Below are 22,469 nucleotides of genomic sequence, written 5' to 3' on the forward strand. Positions count from 1 at the left end.
GGGCGGGTGCCCTTCCTCGGGGAAGTTCGCGAAGCCCACTTCCCCGAGGAAGGGCACCCGCCCGGAGCAGGCCCCAGCGCGAGACCGTCCCGGATGCTATTCGTTGTCGCCGGCAGTTAGCTGCGTTGCGGAAAGCGCGCCGTCGGCAGCAGTTGCGGCTGCGGCGTCGGGCCAGACCCAGTCGGTAAAGGCCGGGTGATCGAAACCCTCGTCGCACGCGAACTCAAAGGCCTCGGTGCGGAAGGCCTCCCACTCATCAATCTGCTCGGCAAACTTATCGGCGTCGACCATGCGCAACACGTCGGCGGCCAGGGCCCAGCGGTCCATGTTATTCAGGCGCAGCATGTCGAACGGCGTGGTCGTGGAGCCCTTCTCCTCGTAGCCGTGGACGCGGAAGGCATCGTGGCCGGGGCGGTTCCAAATCAGGCGGCGAATCGTACCGGCATAGGCGTGGAAGGCGAAGAGGACGGGCTTCTCACCGCAGCCGAACAGCTCAGCCCAGCGCTCATCGCTGATGGCCTGATCGTTCTCGCAGACGTTCTGAATCTTGAGCAGATCGACCACGTTGACAAACCACACCTTAATGCCCAGCTTGCGCAGCATATCGGTTGCAGCCAGGGCCTCGAGCGTCGGCACGTCACCACAGGTGGCGACCACGACGTCGGCCTCGGCGAGCGAGTCGGCAGTCGACGCCCACTCCCAGGTCGCGATGCCCTCGGCGAGCTCGGACTTGGCCTCGTCGACCGTCTGGAAGGTGGGGGCGGGCTGCTTGCCACAGAAGATGGCGTTGACGCAGTCGGTGGACTGGTAGACGCGCTCGGCAACGGCAAGCGCCATGTTGGCGTCGGCCGGATAGTATGCGTTCACGATGTGCGTGTCGTTGGCTTTGTTGAGCAGCAGGTCGATAAAGCCGGGGTCCTGGTGCGAGAAGCCGTTATGGTCCTGGCGCCAGACATGGCTCGACAGCAAAATGTTGAGGCCGCTGATGGGAGCACGCCACGGAATCTCGCGCTTGGTGGCCTCGAGCCACTTGCAGTGCTGGTTGACCATGGAATCGACCACGTGGACAAAGCTCTCGTAGGAGCTCCACACACCCGAGCGGCCGGTGAGCACGTAGGCCTCGAGGAAACCCTCGCACTGGTGCTCGGACAGCTGCTCGACAACCTTACCGGAACCGGCCAGCAGCTCGTCGTTGGCCTCGTCCTCGTAGAAGCCGGCATCCCACTGCTTCTTGGTCACCTTGTAGGCAGCCTGCAGACGGTTGGACGCGGTCTCGTCGGGGCCGAAGATGCGGAAATCCTCCATGTTCTTGGCAAGGACGTCGGCAGTGTACTCACCAAAGACGCGGGCGGCCTCGGTGGAGCCCCAGCCATGACCCTTAGTTGCGACGGGGACCTCGTGGGCATGAATATCGGGCAGCTCGAGCTCGCGACGCACCTTACCGCCGTTCGCGTTGGGGTTGGCGCCGATGCGCAGCTCGCCGGTCGGCATAAAGGCCGTCACCTCGGGGCGCACCTGGCCCTCGGGCGTAAAGAGCTCCTCGGGCTTGTAGGAACGCAGCCACTCGCGCAGCACGCGGAAGTGCTCGTGGGTGTCCTTGGCACTCGCCAGCGGCACCTGATGCGCGCGCCAGGAGTCCTCGGTCTTCTTGCCGTCGATGTGCTTGGGGCAAGTCCAGCCCTTGGGCGTACGGAACACAATCATGGGGTAGGCCGGGCGAACCACGGTCTCGCCTGAGGCGGCCTGGGCCTGCGCGGTGGCCTTGATGTCACAGATCTCGTCAAAGACCTGCTCAAACAGGGCAGCGAAACGCGCATGAATGCTTGCGTGGCTCTCGTCGTCAAAGCCGGCGACAAAGAAGTGCGGCTTATAGCCCATGCCCTCAAAGAACTTGGTGAGCTCTTCGTCGGACACGCGGGCGAGGATGGTGGGGTTGGCGATCTTGTAGCCGTTGAGGTGCAGGATCGGCAGGACGATGCCGTCGGTTGCCGGGTTCACGAGCTTGTTGGATTGCCAAGAGGTCGCGAGCGGGCCGGTCTCGGACTCGCCGTCGCCCACCACGGCCACGGCCAACAGGCTCGGGTTGTCCATGACGGCACCGTAAGCGTGGCTGAGCGTGTAGCCGAGCTCGCCGCCCTCGTGGATGGAACCGGGCGTCTCGGGCGCAAAGTGGCTCGGGATGCCGCCGGGATAAGAGAACTGGCGGAAGAACTTCTGCAGGCCGGCCTCGTCATTGGTGATGTCGGGGCGAATCTCGCGGTAGGTGCCGTCGAGCAGCGACTGAGCAGTACCGGCGGGGCCGCCGTGACCAGGGCCCATCAAGAAGATAGCATTCTGGTTGTGGTCGGTGATCAGACGATTGACGTGACCGAACAGGAAGTTGATGCCGGGCGTGGTACCCCAGTGGCCAACCAGGCGGTGCTTAACGTCCGGACGACCAAAGTCGCGCACCTCACCGGTTTTCTCATCAACAAAGTCGGGGCGCATTAGCGGGTTAGAGCGAAGGTAGATCTGACCGACGGACAGATAGTTCGATGCGCGCCAATACAGGTCGACGCCCTCGAGCTCGGAAGCCGGCACCTCGTGGCCCAGCTTTTGCCACGGCGTCCCCAGTGTTTTAGCCATTGTTTATGTCCCTTCGCTGTGTGGTCACCCTCCGATACGGCAACCTTTCGTTGGGACTAGTATATTTGCTAAAACGTTTTATCATGATGAAAAAACGTTTTACCACCCTTATCAATCGCATCGATCAACAAAACGCGACATTCACCTGCGGCATTGCCCGTCACAGGTGCTCCACATTCGATCTCTGCAAATTGATAAACGTGTTTAGTTGTGTTTAGTAAGCTCGAGCACGCTGCCCTTAACGATAAGCTCCGGCTCCAGAACGACCTCTTCGGCACGCCTGCCGCCCCTACCGGCAAGACGCTTGGACATGCAGCCAAAAGCATGCTCCGCAAGGACACCAGGGTCCTGCTCAATCGCGGTCAGCGCCGGCTCAAAGAGAACGTCGGCCGCCGAGTTGTCATAGCTCACCACCGAGATATCGCCCGGGATGCTCTTCCCCATCTCGTGCAAGCGCTTGAGCAAACCGAGGGCAATGTTATCCGAGCTTGCGAACACGGCAGTGGCGTCAGTTGCGAGCACCGCCTCCGAGGCCTCGTATGCGCTCGGAATGTAGTACTCGCTCTCAAACTCCAAACGTGCATCGATCGGCAGGCCAACCTCACGCAGCGCGCGCTCATAGCCGGCAAGTCGCTTGCGACCCGTATTGGAACGGCGGGCATTAACCAAGCAGGCGATGCGACGGTGACCTTGCTCGATCAGATAGCGGGTGGCCATATAGCCGCCCATCTCGTGGTCGAACATCACCTTGTCGCACTCGAGCCCCTCAATGGCACGGTCGACCATTACCGCCGGGATGGGCAGGTGGCTGACTTCTTCGCGCAGGGCGCGGTCGTCGGAGAACTCGTCACCCACCACCAGAAAGACGCCATCAACGCCGCGCGTCACCAGCTGGCGCAGCAGCTCCAGATCGTCATCGGCGCTGCCGCCCGAGCTGGTAATGAAGAGCGCATAGCCGTCCTCGCGGCAGCGCTTTTCCAGGCTACCGGCGAGCGAGGCAAAAAAGCGGCTCTCGATGTTAGGGACGATAAGGCCCAGCGTGCGCGACTCGCGCATGACCAGGCTGCGCGCAATCTGGTTGGGAACATAGTGGTTGCGCGCCGCGACCTCCTTGATGAGCTTGCGGTTTTCTTCCGAGATGCGACAGGGCCGATTATTGAGAACAAGCGAGACCGACGAGGGGGAAAGCCCCACCTCCTGGGCGATCTGCTTGAGGGTGACTTTGTTGGCCATCTCGCTCCTTCCGGGTTTACGCGCAATCTCTTGAAAGTATAGCGACTACCCCTCTACCTCGGTGATAAACACTTTACCAATCCGGTGGACGGCTGTTTTATCGCCGCCAGCGCACCAAATCCGTCCGGGTGGGGTATATTGCAATCGATTGATGACAACGACCACCAAAAGGCGGATATTCGTATGCACGAGAACGACTTTTTTAACGAGGACCTGCTGTGCGCGCTCGCTGGCGTTGCCGGCGAGGACAACGTGCTGATGAGCGAGCCCATGCGCGAGCACACCACGTTTAAGATCGGCGGCCCGGCCGACGTCTTTGTCACGCCCGATACCGAGCAGGGCCTCGTCGCCACGCTCGATACCTGCTATCGCTGCGATCTGCCACTCACCATCGTGGGCAACGGCTCCGACTTGCTCGTCGGCGACAAGGGCATCCGCGGCATCGTCGTAGCGCTGGGCGAGGGCCTCTCCGACATTACGGTCAATGGCACGCACGTCACGGCGGCAGCCGGCGCCTTGCTTTCCGATGTCGCCGCGGCGGCAGCCGAGGCCGGCCTCACCGGCATGGAGCCCATCTCGGGCATCCCCGGATCGGTCGGCGGCGCCTGCTACATGAACGCCGGTGCCTACGGTGCCTGCATGGCCGATGTGCTAGAGTCCGTGCGCGTCTACAAACCCGCTCGCCAGCTCGACGACGGCACCCGCGGCAGCGGCAATATCATCGAGTTCGATGTCGACGAGCTCAACCTGGGTTATCGAAAGAGCCGCATCGCCGATGACGGCTTTATCGTGCTTTCGGCCACCTTCAATCTCGCCCCGGGCAACGCCGCGATGATCAAGGCCGACATGGACAACTACCGCCAGCGCCGCGAGGACAAGCAGCCACTCGACATGCCGAGCGCCGGCTCCACCTTCAAGCGCCCCGAGGGCTACTTTGCCGGCAAGCTCATCATGGATGCCGGTCTGCGCGGCCATGCTGTCGGCGGCGCGCAGGTGAGCGAAAAACACTGCGGCTTCATCGTCAACGCCAACCACGCCACCGCCGCCGACGTCGACGAACTCATCCGCCACATCCAATCCGAGGTAAAGCAGCAGTTCGACGTAGACCTCGAACCCGAAGTCCACCGAGTCGGAGAATTCCTATAAAAAAGAAGGCCCCGAAAGGGGCCTTCACTTTCTTTTATTCAGACAACCAGTCCGGTGTGTCGCGCTCAGGACCCGAGAGGGCCGGGACAGTCCGAGAGGTATAAGGTTGATCGCGAGTTCCGCACGAGCCGGAGAGCACTTAATGTGCTCTCCGTGCGAGCAGGACTGTCCGAGCAGGCAACCTTATACCTCTCGGACTGTCCCGGCCCAACTTATCGTTACGACAGCGCAATACCGCCAAGCCAGCCCCAGCGCACGCCAGAGCCAGTGCCGTAGAACCCAATGAACGAGTCAAGCGACCTCGACGTGATGGCGCCCTCGTTGCTCATAACGATGCCGCCGCCAACATAGATGCCCACGTGTCCGTACAGCAGACCCGGCGTACCGGTGCCGCTGTGCGACGAGTCGGCCACGATCATGCCCACCTGCAGCGCCGAACGATTGGAGCTGTAACACCAGGCGTTAAACATGTCGCACGCATTGCCGCCAAAGTAGCCCACTCCGGCGTTACGGAACACGTTGGTAACCCACGCCGCGCACCAATTCTGACCCGGCGAAGGCGTGGAGTAGCACGCGTTGACGACGGCCTGTTGCTTGCCCGAGCCGGCATTCTGCTGCGGAGTTCCGGGCGCATACGATCCGCCACCCGAGCTTGAACCACCCGAGTAGGAATTGTTCTTGTTTGCGGCAGCCGCGGCAGCGGCAGCCTTCTTGGCAGCCTCCTCAGCCTGAGCGGCAGCAAGAATCTCGGAATCGCGCTGGGCCATGAGCTCCTTGACATCGTCGGAGAGGCCGTTCAGAACCGTCTGGACCTCCTGCTGCTTGGCCTGCATGTCCTGCATCTGAGCAGTCTGCTGGTCCTTGAGCTTCTCCAAGTCGGCTTTTTGCGACTCGAGCTCGGACTTCTGTGTATCGAGCTCTTTCTGGATGGTCTGGATGTCCTCGATGGCGTCACGGTCGCTCTTGTTGATCTTCTCGACGTAATGCGCGTTGGCGACGAGCTCCTCAAACGAGCCAGAAGCGAGCAGCAACGACAGGATATTGGTACCGCCCGACTTGTAGCTGGCGGCAACGCGATCGGAAAGGTCGTTACGCTTCTTCTTGAGCTCCGACTTCTTGGTGTCGATCTGCTCCTGGGTGTCGTCGATCTGACCCTGCACGCCTTCGATATCGCTGAGGGTCTGGGCATTCTTGTTGGCGAGCGCCGCGTACTCATTGGCAATGCTGTCGAGCTGAGCCTGGACCTCGTCGAGCTGGGCCTGGGCGGCATTCAGTTTGTCGGTGGTTTCTTGACTGGCCTCAGCCGCATGGGCGCGGGCGGGCAGGCCAAAAAGAACAGCCGCAGAAGCGGCGCCGAAAAGAGCCTTAAGGGCAGTGCGGCGCGAAAGCTCCTGCGTAAAGATGGAATCGTTGTTTGGTGACATATGTACTCCGTTACATGCTTATTTATATGTCGCTCAACTCAAACATATTAACGCACATCGCGCTTGTCCCAACTATTTCCACGAACGGCTGGAAAAGCATGGTCAGCGGCTCGCAAATACGTCCCACACCAAAGGTAAGGATTATGCAAATAACACCCTATGAGTACGTTAACATCAATCCTCTGGTTTTCCTGCCCCGCGTGTTTTGGGCGCCCCCAGCTGCGCTATACTCCCCTCAAGAAGTGTTCCTGATTCGATAGGAGACTACATGTCCAAAGCACTCGACCCCAAAGACACCTGCGTCCTCGTTACCGGCGGCGCCGGCTTTATCGGCTCGCACACCGTCGTTCAGCTGCTCGAGGGTGGCTACCAGGTTGTCGTCGTCGATGACCTCTCCAACTCCAGCGCCGTTGCCATCGACCGCGTCAAGACCATCGTGGGCGACGAGGCCGCCAAGAACCTCACCTTCTACGAGGCCAACGTGCTCGACCGCGATGCGATGAACAAGATCTTCGATACCCACCAGATCGACCGCGTCATCCACTTCGCCGGCTTTAAGGCCGTTGGCGAGTCGGTGAGCAAGCCCGTCGAGTACTACCACAACAATATCGAGAACACCCTGGTGCTCATCGATGTCATGCGCAACCACGGCTGTAAGTCCATCATCTTCTCGAGCTCTTCGACCGTCTACGGCGATCCGGACAATCCGCCCGTCACCGAGGAAGACCCCAAGAAGCCCGCGACCAACCCCTATGGTTGGACCAAGTGGATGATTGAGCAGATCCTCATGGACGTCCACACCGCCGACCCCGAGTGGGACGTCGTGCTGCTCCGTTATTTCAATCCCATCGGTGCCCATCCGTCGGGCCTGATCGGCGAGGATCCCAAGGGTATCCCCAACAACCTGGTGCCTTACGTCGCCCAGGTCGCCGTCGGTAAGCTCGAGGCCGTTCAGGTCTTTGGCAACGACTACCCCACCCCCGACGGCACCGGTGTTCGCGACTACATCCACGTCTGCGACCTGGCATCTGGTCACGTTGCCGCCCTCAACTGGATGAACGGCAAAACCGGCGTCGAGATCTTTAACCTGGGCACCGGCACCGGCACCTCGGTACTCGAGGTCGTCGCCGCCTTCTCCAAGGCGTGCGGCAAGGAGCTGCCCTACGTGATCCGCGAGCGCCGTGCCGGCGATATCGCCGCCAACTGGTGCGATGCCTCCAAGGCCGAGCGCATGATGGGTTGGAAGGCCCAGTACGACATCGCGGATATGTGCCGTGACAGCTGGAATTGGCAGAGCCATAACCCCAACGGCTTCGCCGACGCCGAGTAGCAAAAAACCTACATAGCGTTCTTGCCCCGATCTCACGTCGTGAGGTCGGGGCTTTTTCATGGCATGTAACCATTCGCCAAAAATCGACCAACTTTATCATCTTGCCTATACATGTTTAAACAACATGTTCTACAATAGAGACATCGACTCTAAACTCGGGACGGGCTGTTCACCCATCTGCAGGCCGATCCCACAACAAGAAGGTTGGTGAGCACATCCATGGAGCGTGCAAGCGGTGTTCTCATGCCCATCTCGTCTCTGCCCGGACCGTATGGCATCGGCGGCTTTGGCTGGAACGCCTATGACTTTGTCGATTTCCTCGCCTCGTGCAAACAACATTATTGGCAGATTCTGCCCCTTACGACGACGAGCTATGGCGACTCGCCCTATCAGTCGTTCTCGGCCCGTGCGGGCAATCCCAATTTCATTGACTTTGCCGAGCTCATCGAGGCAGGTTACCTGGAGCAGCGCGATATCGACGGCGTGTACCTGGGCTCCGACCCCAGCAATGTCGACTATGGCGCCATCTTTGGTGGCCGTCGTCAGATTCTCGACCGCGCCGCCGAGCGCTTTGCCGCCGACAAGCCGGCCGACTTCGACGAGTTTGTCCAAACCAACGAAGACTGGCTCATCCCCTACTGCGAGTTCATGACCGTCAAGGAGGAGTGCGGTCTCAAGGCATTTTGGGAGTGGCCCGCAGAGCTCCGTACCCGCGGTGAGGCTTCTGCCAAGGTCTGCGCCGCCCATCCCGCGCGCATGCTCTACCACCAGATGACGCAGTACTTCTTCGATCGCCAGTGGAGCCGCCTCAAGGCTTACGCCAACGAGCGCGACATCCTAGTCATCGGCGATCTGCCCATCTACGTCTCGCGCGACTCCGTCGAGATGTGGGCCACGCCCGAGCTCTTTAAGATCGACGCCGCCGGCAATCCCGTCAGCGTCGCCGGCACGCCGCCCGATCAGTTCTCGGCCACCGGCCAGTACTGGGGCAACCCCATCTACGACTGGGACGCCATGGAGGCGGATGGCTTCTCCTGGTGGGAGGGCCGCATCCGCGCCGCGCTCGACATGTACGACATCATCCGCCTGGACCACTTCCGCGGCTTCGAGGCCTTTTGGGAGGTGCCGTTCTCCTCGCCCGATTCTTCCTACGGCTCGTGGACGCAGGGCCCCGGCCTCCAGCTCTTCAAGGCACTCGAGGAAAAGCTCGGCACGCTGCCCATCATCGCCGAAGACCTGGGCTTCCTCACCCCCGGCGTTATCGAGATGCGCGACACCACGAGCTTCCCCGGCATGAAGATCCTGCAGTTTGCCTTTGAGGGCACCAACTCGTACTACTTGCCGCACAACTACATTGCCAACACCGTCGCCTATGTGGGCACGCACGACAACGAGACGGCTCGCGGCTGGTTTGAGGGAACGGCCACCCCACGCCAGCGCGAGCAGGCGGCCCTGTACACCCATCAGCAGGCAGGCGAGTCCATGGCCGACGCGCTCAACCGCACCATCGCCGCCAGCGTAAGCGACACCTGCATCTACACCATGCAGGATCTGCTCAACCTGGGCAACGAGGCACGCATCAACACCCCCGCAACCCTAGGCGGCAACTGGACCTGGCGCATGCTCGATGGCGCCATCACCCGCGAGCTCGAGCACAAGCTTACTGACTGGACGGAGACCTACTTCCGCATCCCGTCGGAAACCGAAATCGAGCTTCCCCAATAGGAGCAACCGCGCCCGACCCCACCCCATCGTGTGGACGCGTTCGCTTTCCCCGCGCGAGGCCACCCCAATCCCCTCGCGCGGGCTTCTTATGAATTGCAGACATGAAACAACCCATCACAGGAGAAAACATGCCCCAAATTAACCTCATGGAACTCGCCGAGCAGTCTTTTGGCACCTCGCTTGAGCAACTCGACGACCGTCGCATTTACAAGCTGCTGGTCAAGCTCGTGCAGGAGCGCTCCGCCGCCTGCCCGCTCAACAACGGCAAGAAAAAGCTCTACTACATCTCTGCCGAGTTTTTGATCGGCAAGCTGCTTATCAACAACATGATCGACCTCGGTATCTACGACGAGGTTAAGGAGCAGCTCGTCGCCGCGGGCCACGACCTCAACAAAATCGAGGAGTTTGAGGTTGAGCCTTCGCTCGGCAACGGCGGTCTGGGCCGTCTGGCTGCGTGCTTCCTAGACTCTATCGCCACGCTGGGCCTCACCGGCGACGGCGTGGGCCTCAACTACCATTACGGCCTGTTCCGTCAGCGCTTTGTCGACAACCAGCAGAAGGCCGTTCCCGATGAGTGGCTCGGCGAGCAGGATATCCTAATCGATGACGACCGCTCCTACACCGTTGAGTTCGGTGATTTTGCCGTCACCTCCAAGCTCGTCAACATCGATGTGCCCGGTTACGGCCAGCCCACTAAGAACCGCCTGCGCTTGTTCGACCTGGCAAGCGTCGACGACGGCCTGGTCCCCGGCAGCTCCATCGACTTCGACAAGACCGAGATCGCCAAGAACCTCACCTTGTTCCTGTACCCCGACGATTCCGACGAGCAGGGCCGCCTGCTTCGCATCTATCAGGAGTACTTCATGGTGAGCAACGCCGCCCAGCTCCTGATCGACGAGGCCGTCGAGCGCGGCAGTAACCTGCACGATCTGGCCGACTACGCCGTGGTCCAGATCAACGACACGCACCCCACCATGGTCATCCCCGAGCTCATTCGCTTGCTCACCACCGAGCACGACATTGAGTTTGACGAGGCCGTTACCATCGTGCGCTCCATGGTCGCCTACACCAACCACACGATTCTTGCCGAGGCGCTCGAGAAGTGGCCGCTCGCCAGCCTGCAGAAGGTCTCCCCTGCCATCGCCGACATCATCGTCAAGCTCGACGAGGTCGCCAAGGCCGAGCACGACAACCCGCGCGTTGCCATCATCGACGAGCACGACACCGTCCACATGGCCCACATGGACATCCACTTTGGCTTCTCCATCAACGGCGTCGCCGCGCTGCACACCAAGATCCTGGAGGACACCGAGCTCCATCCGTTCTACGAAATCTACCCCGAGAAGTTCTCAAATAAGACCAACGGCATCACCTTCCGCCGCTGGGTCCATGGGGCCAACCCCGCGCTCGCCAGCCTGCTCGACGATGTGATCGGCACCGACTGGCGCAGCACCGGCGATCTGAGCAAACTCGCCAATTTCGCCGACGACAAGGACGTTCTTGAGCGCCTGGCCGCCACCAAGGTCGAGGCCAAGGCCATCATGCGCCAGTTCATGGCGCTCGAGCAGGGCGTGACCATTCCCTCCAACGCCATCATCGACGTCCAGGTCAAGCGCATCCACGAGTACAAGCGTCAGCAGATGCTCGCGCTCTACATCATCTGGAAGTACCTCGATATCAAGAACGGCAACAGACCTAAGCACCCCGTCACCATCATCTTTGGCGGCAAGGCGGCGCCTGCCTACACTATCGCGCAGGACATCATCCATCTGATCTTGACGCTGTCGCAGTGGATTGCAAACGACCCCGACGTGGCTCCCTACCTGCAGGTCGTCATGATCGAGAACTACAACGTCACCGCCGCCGAGCGCGTGATCCCCGCCGCTGATATCTCCGAGCAGATCAGCCTGGCCTCCAAGGAGGCGAGCGGCACCTCCAACATGAAGTTCATGCTCAACGGCGCCCTAACCCTGTGCACGCTTGACGGCGCCAACGTGGAGATTGCCGAGCTCGTGGGCGACGAGAACATCTATACCTTTGGTGCCTCGTCCAAACAGGTCGAGCAGCTCTACGCCGACGGCGCCTATGACGCCGGTGCGCTCTACCGCAAGCCCGGCATTAAACTGCTGGTGGACTTCATCACCAACCCCGCCTTTATGGCGACCGGCAACGCCGAGCGCCTGCAGCGCCTGCACGACGACATTAAGGGCAAGGACTGGTTTATGGCCCTGCTCGACATTGAGGAGTACATCCAAACCAAGGAGCGCGTGCTGGCCGACTACGAGGACCAGGACGCCTGGATGCGCAAGGCGCTCATCAATATCGCCAACGCCGGCACCTTCTCGTCCGACCGCACCATCTCCCAGTACAACGACGAGATCTGGCACCTGAACTAATTTCGCTTCCCTTACCCATCCTCCTGAGAAACGGAGTCGTGGCAACACGGCTCCGTTTTTTGTGCCCGCACGTTACCCTGTGACCCGACTCGACCAAACAATCTCAATCTATAACAACTACTCAATCAAAACGGCCCTACCCGTTACAGATCGAGACAAACGACCGGCCAGACAACCCCAACACAAAGAAAGGCTCCCCTCTCGCCCAGTGGACGGGAGGGGAGCCTTATATGTGACCGCGGCAAAAGGATGGCAATACCGCAGTCGCCCAAAGGGAGGGCCCGGATGCACCGGGCCTAGATAAGGTTCTTGCCAGAGACCTTATCGAAGAGATGGGTCGCGTTCTTCTCGAACTTGAACCAGATGGGGTCGCCCGCCTTGAGCGCACGCTTGACCTCAAGGTCGACAACGGGAATGATCAGGACGAACTGGCCATCAGGAGCGGTCACGTGGACATGCTCGGTCGAACCCATGAGCTCGGTCACCTCGACGGTACCCTGGAGCGCACCCTCCTCGTCCTTGTCGGCAAGCAGAATCTGCTCGGGGCGCACGCCGGCCGTGATCTCCTTCACGTCGCCGCCGTCCCAGTTGAGAGCAAGCTGAGCGCAGGTCTCGGGGGCGAGCGCCACGTTCATATCCTCGGTCTTGACGGTGAAGCCGTTGCCCGAGCGCACCAGCTGGGCATCGAAGAAGTTCATCTGCGGCACACCGATAAAGCCGGCGACGAAGATGTTCGCGGGATGGTTGAAGACCTCCTGCGGGGTGGCAATCTGCTGTACGACGCCGTCCTTCATGACCACGATGCGATCGCCGAGGGTCATGGCCTCGGTCTGGTCGTGGGTGACGTAGATGAACGTGCCCTTGATCTCGTGGCGTAGCTTGATGAGCTCGGCACGCATCTGGTTACGCAGCTTGGCGTCCAGGTTGGACAGCGGCTCGTCCATCAGGAAGACCTTAGGATCACGCACGATGGCGCGGCCGATGGCGACACGCTGGCGCTGGCCGCCCGAAAGCGCCTTGGGCTTACGGTCGAGGTATTCGGTAATGCCCAGGATCTCGGCAGCAGAGCGAACCTTACGGTCGATCTCGTCCTTGGGGACCTTCTTGAGCTCAAGCGTAAACGCCATGTTCTCGTACACCGTCATATTGGGGTACAGAGCATAGCTCTGGAACACCATGGCAATGTCGCGGTCCTTGGGCGCCACGTCGTTGACGCGCTTGCCGTCGATGAGCACGTCGCCCGAAGTGATGTCCTCCAGGCCAGCGACCATGCGCATCGTCGTGGACTTGCCGCAGCCAGACGGGCCAACGAGAACGACAAACTCCTGGTCATGCACGGTGAGATTAAAGTCCTCCACCGCGAGCACGCCGTCCTCGGTAACCTTGAGGTTGTGCTTCTTCTCCTCGGTCTTCTTCTTTTTGCCAAAGAAGCCCTTCTTTTTGGACTCGTTGTTGGGATACACCTTCTGAACATGTTTGAGAACGATCTCGGCCATGTCTTTACCTTTCGATATGCGGCGCCGCGCTGAGGGGCGCCGCAGAAACTTGCAAAACAGTTACGGCATCAGCCCTTGACGGCACCCGCCACCACGCCGTCGATGATGTACTTCTGGCAGAGGATGTACATGATGACGATGGGGATAACGACCATCATGATGCAGGCCATCATGGGACCGAGCTCGACGTGGCCGTAGCCGCCGCGGAAGTACTGGATCAAGATAGGAATGGTCCTGTACTTGGTGGAGTCGAGGGTAAGGTAGGGCAGCAGATAGTCGTTCCAGACCCACATGGTCTCGAGAATGCCGACCGAAAGATAGGTGGGCTTCATGATGGGAAGGACGATCTTAAAGAACACCTGAACCGGGTTGCAGCCGTCGATCATGGCCGCCTCTTCGATCTCGAGCGGAATGTTCTTTACAAAGCCGGCGAACATAAAGACCGCCAGGCCCGCGCCAAAGCCAAGATAGATAAAGCAGATGTTGAACGGCGTGTTGAAGCCGATGCGGTCCGCCAAATTGGACAGCGTGAACATGAGCATCTGGAAGGGCACGACCATCGAGAAGACGAACAGGTAATAGAAGAAGTTCGAGATCTTGTTGTTGACACGAACCACATACCAAGCGCACATGGAGCAGCACACCAAAATCAGCACGACCGACGTGACTGTGATGATGAGCGAGTACATAAATGCCGAGGCAAAGCCCTGCTCGTTAAGAGCGTGCAAGTAGTTTGCAAGGCCGTTGAACGTCTCGGGCGTGAGCAGATCGAACGCTGTGGTGGTGCTGATTGCGGTCGCTTTCTTAAAGGAATTGAGCGCGATCATGAACACGGGGTAGATCCACGCGAGCGACAGAATCGTAAAGAAGATTGAGAGCGCGCGGTTGATAACCTTATCGCGTTTCATTACTGCTGCACCTCCTTGGACCTCGTGGCCTTAAGCTGAATCATGGAGATGGCTACGACCAGGATGCAGAAGATGACTGCCTTGGCCTGGCCAATGCCCTGCCATGCGATACCGGCACGAGAATAGAACGTGTTGTAGATGTTCAGGGCGAGCATCTCGGTGGAGTGCGCGGGGGCACCGCCGGTAAGGGCGAGGTTCTGGTCGAACAGCTTAAAGCCGTTGGTGATGGACAGGAACAGGCAGATGGTGATGGTCGGCATCAGGTTAGGGATCTTAACCTTCCAAAACGTCTGCCATGCCGTGGCACCGTCGACCTTGGCGGCCTCGATGTAGTCGGACGGAATGGACTGCAGACCAGCGATGTAGATGATCATCATGTAGCCGACCTGCTGCCACAGGGTCAGGATGATAAGGCCCCAGAAGCCAGCAGCAGAGTTAAGGGCGATGAGCTGGGCACCCACGTTGGAGAGCAGGCAGTTGATCAGAATCTGCCAAATGTAGCCCAGCACGATGCCGCCGATCAGGTTAGGCATAAAGAAGATCGTACGGAAGATGTTGGTGCCCTTGAGCGCTTTGCGGGTGAGCGCCTGCGCGATGGCGAGGGCAATCACGTTGATGAGCACCGTCGACAGGAAGGCAAACGCCACGGTAAAGAAGAACGACGTGGCAAACTGCGGATCGGACAGTGCGCGCACGTAGTTCTCGATACCGACAAAGTGCGTGTTGTTGATGGTAATAAACTGGCAGAACGAGAGATAGAGACCCTGGATAAAGGGAATCACGAACCCGATCATAAACGCCAGACACGTGGGCAGCATAAAGAGCGGCCACCAGCGCTTGAGTGCTTTGCCCATAGAAGGGTCCTTTCAATATGCAGGGGGCGGGCAAACCTACGTCTGCCCGCCCCCTGTCGCTAATCAGATAGCTTGGGCAGCAACTACTTACTCGGAAGCAGCCTTCTCGGTCTTCCAGCCATCGACGAAGGCGTTCTTGACGCCGTCCCACTTGGTGTTGTCGGCAGCATAGGCAATCAGAGCCTGCTTGAGGTTCTTCTTCCACTCCTCAGAGGGGATGTAGACGAAGTCCCAAGCGACGGTCTTCTTGCCGTCCTTGGCCATGGCAACGGCCTGCTGCGAGAAGACGTTGGTGGTCTCCTTGGCGCTCTTGAACGGAGCGGTCAGACCCATCTTGTCGGCGATGATGCTGGTCGGGGTGTCAGCGGTGACGCACCAGTACATGAAGTCCTCGGTGGCCTTCTGGGCATCCTCGGAAGCCTGGGAGCTCACGCACCAGTAGTTCTCGCCGCCGGAGCACAGGCCCTGGTTCCCCTCGCCGTCGACGCCGATGTAGATCGGCAGCATGCCGAGCTGGTCATCGGTCATGCCGGCCTTGGTGAGGTCGGCGTAGGCCCAAGAACCGTTCTGATAGAAGACGGCCTTCCCGGTTGCGAACTCGTTGGTAGCATCGTCGCCGGTCTTGGAGGCAAGCTGCGAAGGATCGCAGGTGGAGTCGGTGATGTACAGGTCGAAAATCTGCTTGAAGTTGTCGAGATACTCGCCCTTGATCTCGTCGTCCTCCTGGTTGTGCTCCTTCTCGAACTCGTAGTAGAGCGGGAGGTTGGCGAGGTGGGTGGTGTAGCGCCAGCTGGAGGAGTCATCCATGCCGGCGGAAGTAAAGGCACCCTCAACACCAAGCTCGTCCTTGCGGGCCTGGATGTCGTCGGCACAAGCCTTCAGCTTGTCGAAGGAGTTGATGTCCTCGGCCTTGTAGCCAGCCTTCTCGAGCAGCTGCTTGTTGTAGATAATGCCGTAGCTCTCCTGGACCCAGTCGATACCCAGATCCTTGCCGTCGGACTGCAGAGCCAGGGAGTCGTCAATGAGCTCACCGCGGAGCTTGGTATCGGACAGATCGGCGCAGTAGTCCTTCCAGTTCTTAAGACCGGTGGGGCCGTTGACCTGGAACAGGGTCGGAGCGGAGCTCTTGGACATCTCGGACTTGAGCTTCTCCTCGTAGGTGTTGGAGGCGGCGGTCACGATCTTGACCTCGACGCCCTTCTCCTTCTTGTACGCCTTGGCGATCTCCTTCCACTCCTTGTCGACCTCGGGCTTGAATTGGAGGAAGTAGACCTCGGCAGCGTCACCAGAAGCAGAAGAGCCGGAGCCGGCGGAGCCACCGCAGCCCACGAGGCCCAGACCAAGAACCGCAGCCGCGGAACCAGCAAAGCCCAGGAACTGCCTTCTGCTCATTTCGTTCTTCATTACAATCCACCCTTTCACACCGTGGCGGCACCCTTTGCCGCCGCCTTCGGAGATTGGCTCGGGGACTTTGCCCCTTTTGCTGATTTGTACGATACGCTATTTGGCTACTTGTTTGAACAAGTATTACTAGAGCGGTAGAAAAACTTCGGTGAACGGTAGTATTAAACTTGATACTTGACAAGTTTTGTATAAACAATTATTTGTTATCGAATGCAGAGAAAACGCCCGGTCAAGCCGATGCATCGTCGGTTTGACCGGGCGTTTTCTCTTTGAGGGCATAAGCCTCGTCAGGCTGCGAGCTAGCCGGCTATCGCTTGGAGTTGACGCGGTAATGGAAGATCTCGGGGTGCGTACGGGCGTGCGTGACCTCGAACAAGATACCGTCCGAGGTGTACGATTGGCTCTCCATAACGGCGACACAATTGTACTTGCCAAGGTCCAAGTAGCTGCAGTCCTCATCGTTGGCGAGCTCGACACTCACCGTACGACGGCTCGCCATCACCTTGACGCCGCACTTGTGCTCCAGATAGTCGTAGATAGACTTCTCGGCGACCTCGGGCGTCAGGCCCTTGGCAATCGACTCCAAAAAGTAGCCATGGTCCACTTGGCGCGCGCTGCCGTTGAGGCTTCGGACACGCACTACGCGAATCAGCTCCTCGCCCACCTTAAAGCCCAGGCGACGAGAGAGTTGCTCAGTGCAAATCAAATGTTCAAAAGACTTGACCTCGGTCGATGCGACGGCATTGTTGCGTTTTGCGAACTCGCCAAACGACTCAACCTCTTCGAGTGCGCCCAACATGTCGGTTTCGCCCTTAAGCCAAATAACGCGCACGCCCTTGCCGTGTATGGGCTGCACAAACATCTGGTCGGCCAGCATACCCAAGGCGCGACGGACGGTATTGCGCGTGCAGCCAAATTCCGCGGTCAGCTCGGCTTCGGTTGGCAGCATCTCCTGAAACGCATAGGTCCCGTTAATGATGCGCGAACGGATCTCGCGGTAGATTCCTTCGTATATCGCTTTTGGCATTGTTTCACCTCTACATTATTTATTTCCGGCTAGGCACGATAGCATTTCTCAAAGTTGTTTAAACCGAATATCGGTAAAGCGACAGGATTTAACCGTTGACGGTTTCTGTCGTGCCCAAATCGGTTTCGCTCAAAACTGCCGGTACGACAATCGTCTGGTCCTCTACAATGAATCCATTGTTTAAACGTTCCCCCACGCGCAACGCGCTTCGATATTCGGAAGGCAGAACATGCTGCAAAAAATCCAACGCTTTGGCGGGGCAATGTTCGCTCCCGCCATGCTGTTTTCTATATCGGGCCTCATGGTCGGCGTCTCCGCTCTCGCAACGACTGCGGACATCGTCGGCGATCTCGCCGTATACGGAACCCCTTGGTACGTTTTTTGGGCTATCATCCAGCGCGGCTCATGGACGGTCTTTAAACGCCTCCCGCTCCTTTTTGCCGTAGCGCTGCCTATCGGTCTTGCCCAAAAGCAACCGGCACGCTGCTGCCTCGAGGCACTCGTGGCCTATTTTGCCTATTGTTTCTTTTTGAGCGAGATCATTAAGCTGAGCGGAGACAACCTTGGACTTAAGTACCCGTCATCTTTGACCCCCGCCAACGGTATCACCGTCATCGACGGCATCAAGACGCTCGACACCGGCATTATCGGCCCGCTGGCGGTATCGGCAACCGTCGTCGCCATCCATGACCGCTTCTACGATGCCAAGGTTCCCGATTGGCTCGGCACCTTCTCGGGCTCCTCGCTGGTCTACCTCATCAGCTTTTTTGCCGTGTTCGCCCTTGCCGCTATCTCGGCCGCCATCGTGCCCTTCGTATACGCTGTGACCGAAACGCTGCGCCACGCACTTGCGGGCGTCGGCCCCTTCGGCGTGGGTATCTTTGTGTTTTTGGAGCGAGCACTCGAGCCCATGGGGCTGCACCACCTGCTCTACATGCCGATCTACTACGACAACCTGGTCATTAACGACGGCATCTACGCCACGTGGAGCAACTTGCTCCCCATCCTCTCCCATAGCACGCGCCCCCTTAATGAGCTTGCGCCGTGGGCCGGTTTTACCGCCACTGGCTGGGTCAAGCTCTTTGGCCTTCCTGCCATCGCAGCCGCGTTCTACTCCACCGCAAAACCAGAGCGCCGCGCCGGCCTCAGGGTCATCCTTGTTCCCGCCATCATCGCCTCGGTGGTTTGCGGCGTTACCGAGCCACTCGAGTTTCTCTTTATGTTCACCCACCCCGGACTCTTTTTTCTCTACGCCGTCTTATCGTCTTGCCTTGCCACAACCATGAATCTCTTTGGCATCGTCGGCATCTTCTCGGGCGGCCTCATGGAGATGGCAGCCTTCAACTTTATTCCGCTCATGCGCATGCATGCCGGTGCCTATCTTTTGGCGCTCGGTATCGGCCTTGCCTTTAGCCTCATCTTTTTTGTGAGTTTTCGAGCACTCATCTTGATCTATGACCTTAAGACGCCGGGCCGCGAGGATCATGTCGCCAATCGCGCGGCAATCGATCATTTAACGGGAAGCGGCTTTGCCAAAGAGCAATCTCCCAATGACGAGGTCAATAGTCAATCCGATCAAGATCACGTCCTCGCTGAGCGGGTAATTCAGCTTTTAGGTGGCGTTGGCAATATTGCGGGCGCAACCAACTGCGCCACGCGGCTGCGCGTCGAAGTCGTGGACCCTTCCATCGTCGCAGACAACGCGGCCTTTGTCGCAGCGGGCGCCAAAGGCCTCATCATTACGGGCAAGACCGCCCAGGTGGTCATCGGCATCTCCGTTCCCCGCGTTAAAGAGCATTTTGACCAGATCATGGGCCTCGAGCCGGGATTTGTGCCCACCGCCTCGGCCTCCCCTGTCGCCAGCCCAACCCACAAGCACGGCGATATCTGCTTCTTCGACATTGACGGCACGCTCGCGTGGCAAGACCCTCGAGTGGCACAAGAGCTTCCCGAGAGCGAGCGAGACCTGTCCCCCTATCCCAACGAGGCGGTCTCGCAGGCCATCCGCGATTTCGTTGCAAATGGCAACATGGCCTTTATCTGCACAGGGCGCACCCTCAGCTGCATCCACCCCAAACTTCTTGAGCTGCCCTGGACCGGCATCGTCTGTCTTGCGGGCGGTTACGCCGAGATCAACGGACACGCAATTCGCGATCTGTCGATGACGCCCGGCATGCTGCAGCGCCTTGCCCCCTATCTTGAGCAGTCGGGCGAGGTCATCCGCTTTGAGGGCCTCAACGGCGTCGTGCGCATGAGTGCCGATGCCCCCGATGCCCCCGGATACGCGCGCACCCTGGGCGACGCAGTCACGCAGCTGCAACATTACAGTGCCTACAAGATCTTGATGTCTACATCGCTCGCCAGCCGCATCGCTCAAGATAAGGCACTTGAGCCGCTGCTGTGCTTTAACGAGCTCGAACTCGAGGTAACCGAAATCTCGCCCCGCGAATGCACGAAGCGCGGGGGCATCCAGTCTGTACTCGACGCCCTCGATCCCCACCACGGAACCGTATACGGCATCGGCGACGCCAGCAATGACGTCTCGCTGATGAACGCCGTCGATGTCGGTATCGCCATGGGCAATGCGCCGGACTATCTCAAAAAGCGCGCCGACTACATCACCGACTCGGTCGACAAAGATGGCGTCGTCAAGGCGCTCGAGCACTTTAGGCTTATATAAGCAGCCGGCACGCGCACGCGTCCCGTTTCCCCAAATCGCCAAAACAGACGCGCCGGCAACTCCAATGTGGCAATATGGTATCTGCACACCGCAACGATGCAACCTAAGAAAGAATGCGAGAACCCGTGTCCAGTCCGTTTACCAGCTTTTTAGCCCAGCACTTTGACCAGATCAACGACTATCTGGCCACGTTCTTTGACGGACAGGCGACCTCTGCCGATATCGAGCGCTACCTGTATACCCCGCTCTCGACATTTACGGCCAATGCCGGCAAGCGCCACCGCCCGCTCATCTGCATGCTCGCCGCCACCGCGGTAGGTGGCAGCTTTGAGAGCGCCCGCAGCGCGGCGGCAGCTATCGAGCACTTTCAGTCGGGAGCGCTTATCCATGACGACATAGCCGACAACGGCCAGCTGCGTCGCGGCAAGCCTTGCATGCACCTTACCGAGGGCACTGGCCTTGCCATCAACTGCGGCGATCTGGCGCTCACCATGGTCACCAAGACGGTTCTCGACGACCCCACGCTCGAGGCAGACGTGAAACTCCGCGTGCTCCACGAGCTCACCGAGATGATCGTTCGCACCATCGAGGGCCAGGCGCTCGACTTGGGCTGGGTCCGCGACGAGCGCTTTGACATCTCGGTCGACGATTATCTGAACATGGCGACGCACAAGACCGCGTACTACAGCGGAGCTACGCCACTTGCCGCCGGAGCCATCATTGGCGGAGGCAGCGAGAAGCAGATTGAGGCACTGCGCGCCTTTGGCCTGCACACGGGCCTTGCCTTCCAGATCCAAGATGATCTGCTCAACTTGATCGGTACCAAGGAGGCCGCCAACAAGGACTTCCGCACCGATATCACCGAGGGCAAGCGCACCCTCGTCGCCGTGCACGCCCTGTCAGACGAGCGTTATCACGACGAGGTCGAGGCGATTCTTTCCTCGGGCACCGATGATCCCGCGCAGCTTGCACGCGCCGTGGAGATCTTCCAGGAGACCGGCTCCATCGATTTCGCCCACGCCTACGCGCTCGACCTGACCGCCAAGGCGAAAGCGGCCATCGAGAACGTTGAGCTTGATCCGCACGCACGCGAGCTGTTCGACTCCATGGCAGATTTCTTTGTGGAGCGCCTTAACTAGCGGGGGTAATAAAACCTGTCAGCAGCATATTTGGGTACAACTTGCTACACTGTTGAGTGCATGTTTATGCATCCCTTTGCGTTGTCTATCCGACACACGCTCAAATAGTACGAATGGTACGCCGAAAGGGGTTCGTTCATGGAACCTATTACAACGGGCATGCAGGGAGCAGCCGTCGAGGACGTCCAGTCCCGCCTTCTGCAGCTTGGCTATACAATCGATGACGCCGAGGTCTCCGACAAGTGCTTTGGCACCACCACCGAGCAGGCTGTTGGCACCTTTAGGCTCGATAGCGGCCTTGCCGCTGGCTGTGCCGTCGATATCCCCTGTTGGAGCGCCCTGGTAGACGCCTCGTATAAGCTGGGCGACCGCACGCTCTATCTGCGCATGCCCAATTTCCATGGCGCCGACGTTCAGGCCCTGCAGCGAGCGCTCAACGTTTTGGGCTTTGCCTGCGGTGAGGACGACGGCTATTTTGGCCCGCACACCGAGGCCGCTCTGCAGCAGTTCCAAGAAAATGTCGGCCTGTTTGCCGATGGCATGGCATTCCAGGATACCTACGCCTATATCAACCGCCTGCATCACGTGTGGGAGGGCAAGCCCTCGGTTATCGAGGCCGAGTCGCGCATCGGTTTTGCCCGCGCGGCCAACGTACTCGAGCGTTTCCAGATTGCCGTCATTGGCGAGGACCCCATCGCGCGTAGCGTTGCATCGCGCATGTGGAACATCGCCACGGCGACGACCGACAGCAGCGGCATGATGCTTTGCGATTCCGAGGTTCCGACCGACGTTGATCTGGTACTCGAGATCGCAAGCGATGAGCTGCCCGCAGGTGCAGCGCCGCGCGCCACGATCGCCCTTGCCGAGTGTCACAACCTGGCACAGCGCATCCGCACCGCCAATGTCGCCGCGCAACAAAAACCTGCGCGCATCCGCATTGAGCTCACGGGCATGACGCGTTACAACGGAACCTTCACCGCAAGTGATGCGCAGACACTCGCCGTACGCCTGCTCGATGGCGTTTGCGATGCCCTCGCAGATTAGGTAAACTAGACGAGTTGCTTTTGGGCAACACCACACAT

At 59.4% G+C, this 22,469-nt stretch carries 15 protein-coding genes; 7 read left to right on the forward strand and 8 right to left on the reverse strand.

Annotated elements, in window-relative coordinates; all coding sequences use genetic code 11:
* Window positions 1–96: 96 nt before the first annotated feature.
* Together ABHT90_RS07855 and ABHT90_RS07860 are read right to left on the reverse strand one after the other, a co-directional pair.
* Window positions 97–2,625: a phosphoketolase family protein gene (locus ABHT90_RS07855; protein ID WP_346982138.1), complete on the reverse strand. Its 2,529-nt coding sequence runs from the start codon at window positions 2,623–2,625 to the stop codon at window positions 97–99.
* Window positions 2,626–2,829: 204 nt separating this feature from the next.
* Window positions 2,830–3,858, reverse strand: a complete 1,029-nt coding sequence (locus ABHT90_RS07860) for a LacI family DNA-binding transcriptional regulator (RefSeq protein WP_346982139.1) — start codon at window positions 3,856–3,858, stop codon at window positions 2,830–2,832.
* Window positions 3,859–4,041: 183 nt separating this feature from the next.
* Here ABHT90_RS07860 and murB point away from each other — a divergent pair, with 183 nt between their 5' ends.
* Window positions 4,042–5,004, forward strand: coding sequence for a UDP-N-acetylmuramate dehydrogenase (gene murB, locus ABHT90_RS07865; RefSeq protein ID WP_346982141.1), 963 nt, complete (start codon window positions 4,042–4,044; stop codon window positions 5,002–5,004).
* 218 nt (window positions 5,005–5,222) lie between these two features.
* Here murB and ABHT90_RS07870 read toward each other — a convergent pair whose 3' ends face one another.
* Window positions 5,223–6,428: a coiled-coil domain-containing protein gene (locus tag ABHT90_RS07870; RefSeq protein WP_346982142.1), complete on the reverse strand. Its 1,206-nt coding sequence runs from the start codon at window positions 6,426–6,428 to the stop codon at window positions 5,223–5,225.
* A 268-nt stretch (window positions 6,429–6,696) separates the two neighbouring features.
* Here ABHT90_RS07870 and galE point away from each other — a divergent pair, with 268 nt between their 5' ends.
* The 3 genes from galE (at window position 6,697) to glgP (ending at window position 11,879) form a co-directional block, all read left to right on the forward strand.
* Complete coding sequence (galE, locus tag ABHT90_RS07875) at window positions 6,697–7,758, forward strand: UDP-glucose 4-epimerase GalE (protein ID WP_117564856.1); 1,062 nt, start codon at window positions 6,697–6,699, stop codon at window positions 7,756–7,758.
* Between the two features lie 207 nt (window positions 7,759–7,965).
* Window positions 7,966–9,483: a 4-alpha-glucanotransferase gene (malQ, locus tag ABHT90_RS07880; protein ID WP_346982144.1), complete on the forward strand. Its 1,518-nt coding sequence runs from the start codon at window positions 7,966–7,968 to the stop codon at window positions 9,481–9,483.
* Between the two features lie 128 nt (window positions 9,484–9,611).
* Window positions 9,612–11,879 carry a glycogen/starch/alpha-glucan family phosphorylase gene (gene glgP / locus ABHT90_RS07885; RefSeq protein WP_346982145.1) on the forward strand — a complete coding sequence of 756 codons (2,268 nt, stop codon included), beginning with the start codon at window positions 9,612–9,614 and terminating at the stop codon, window positions 11,877–11,879.
* Between the two features lie 296 nt (window positions 11,880–12,175).
* On the opposite strand, the gene ABHT90_RS07890 is transcribed toward glgP, so the two are convergent.
* From ABHT90_RS07890 to ABHT90_RS07910, 5 genes are all read right to left on the reverse strand, one after another.
* Window positions 12,176–13,375 (reverse strand): ABC transporter ATP-binding protein, encoded by a 1,200-nt coding sequence (locus ABHT90_RS07890; protein WP_346982147.1) that lies wholly within the window; start codon window positions 13,373–13,375, stop codon window positions 12,176–12,178.
* A 68-nt stretch (window positions 13,376–13,443) separates the two neighbouring features.
* On the reverse strand, window positions 13,444–14,283 hold the full coding sequence (locus ABHT90_RS07895; protein ID WP_346982148.1) for a carbohydrate ABC transporter permease: 840 nt from the start codon (window positions 14,281–14,283) through the stop codon (window positions 13,444–13,446).
* Window positions 14,283–15,137, reverse strand: a complete 855-nt coding sequence (locus ABHT90_RS07900; RefSeq protein ID WP_346982150.1) for a carbohydrate ABC transporter permease — start codon at window positions 15,135–15,137, stop codon at window positions 14,283–14,285. Before ABHT90_RS07900 ends, ABHT90_RS07895 begins: the two co-directional genes overlap by 1 nt.
* Window positions 15,138–15,224: 87 nt before the next feature.
* Complete coding sequence (locus ABHT90_RS07905; protein ID WP_346982151.1) at window positions 15,225–16,541, reverse strand: ABC transporter substrate-binding protein; 1,317 nt, start codon at window positions 16,539–16,541, stop codon at window positions 15,225–15,227.
* Window positions 16,542–16,848: 307 nt separating this feature from the next.
* On the reverse strand, window positions 16,849–17,568 hold the full coding sequence (locus tag ABHT90_RS07910) for a GntR family transcriptional regulator (protein ID WP_346982152.1): 720 nt from the start codon (window positions 17,566–17,568) through the stop codon (window positions 16,849–16,851).
* 229 nt (window positions 17,569–17,797) lie between these two features.
* Here ABHT90_RS07910 and ABHT90_RS07915 point away from each other — a divergent pair, with 229 nt between their 5' ends.
* The 3 genes from ABHT90_RS07915 (at window position 17,798) to ABHT90_RS07925 (ending at window position 22,431) form a co-directional block, all read left to right on the forward strand.
* Window positions 17,798–20,248: a PTS transporter subunit EIIC gene (locus tag ABHT90_RS07915; protein ID WP_346982154.1), complete on the forward strand. Its 2,451-nt coding sequence runs from the start codon at window positions 17,798–17,800 to the stop codon at window positions 20,246–20,248.
* A gap of 125 nt (window positions 20,249–20,373) precedes the next feature.
* Window positions 20,374–21,387: a polyprenyl synthetase family protein gene (locus ABHT90_RS07920; RefSeq protein WP_346982156.1), complete on the forward strand. Its 1,014-nt coding sequence runs from the start codon at window positions 20,374–20,376 to the stop codon at window positions 21,385–21,387.
* A 138-nt stretch (window positions 21,388–21,525) separates the two neighbouring features.
* Complete coding sequence (locus ABHT90_RS07925; RefSeq protein WP_346982157.1) at window positions 21,526–22,431, forward strand: peptidoglycan-binding domain-containing protein; 906 nt, start codon at window positions 21,526–21,528, stop codon at window positions 22,429–22,431.
* The last annotated feature ends 38 nt before the right edge of the window (window positions 22,432–22,469 follow it).

The organism is Collinsella aerofaciens (assembly GCF_039758815.1).
Taxonomy (GTDB): domain Bacteria; phylum Actinomycetota; class Coriobacteriia; order Coriobacteriales; family Coriobacteriaceae; genus Collinsella; species Collinsella aerofaciens_BP.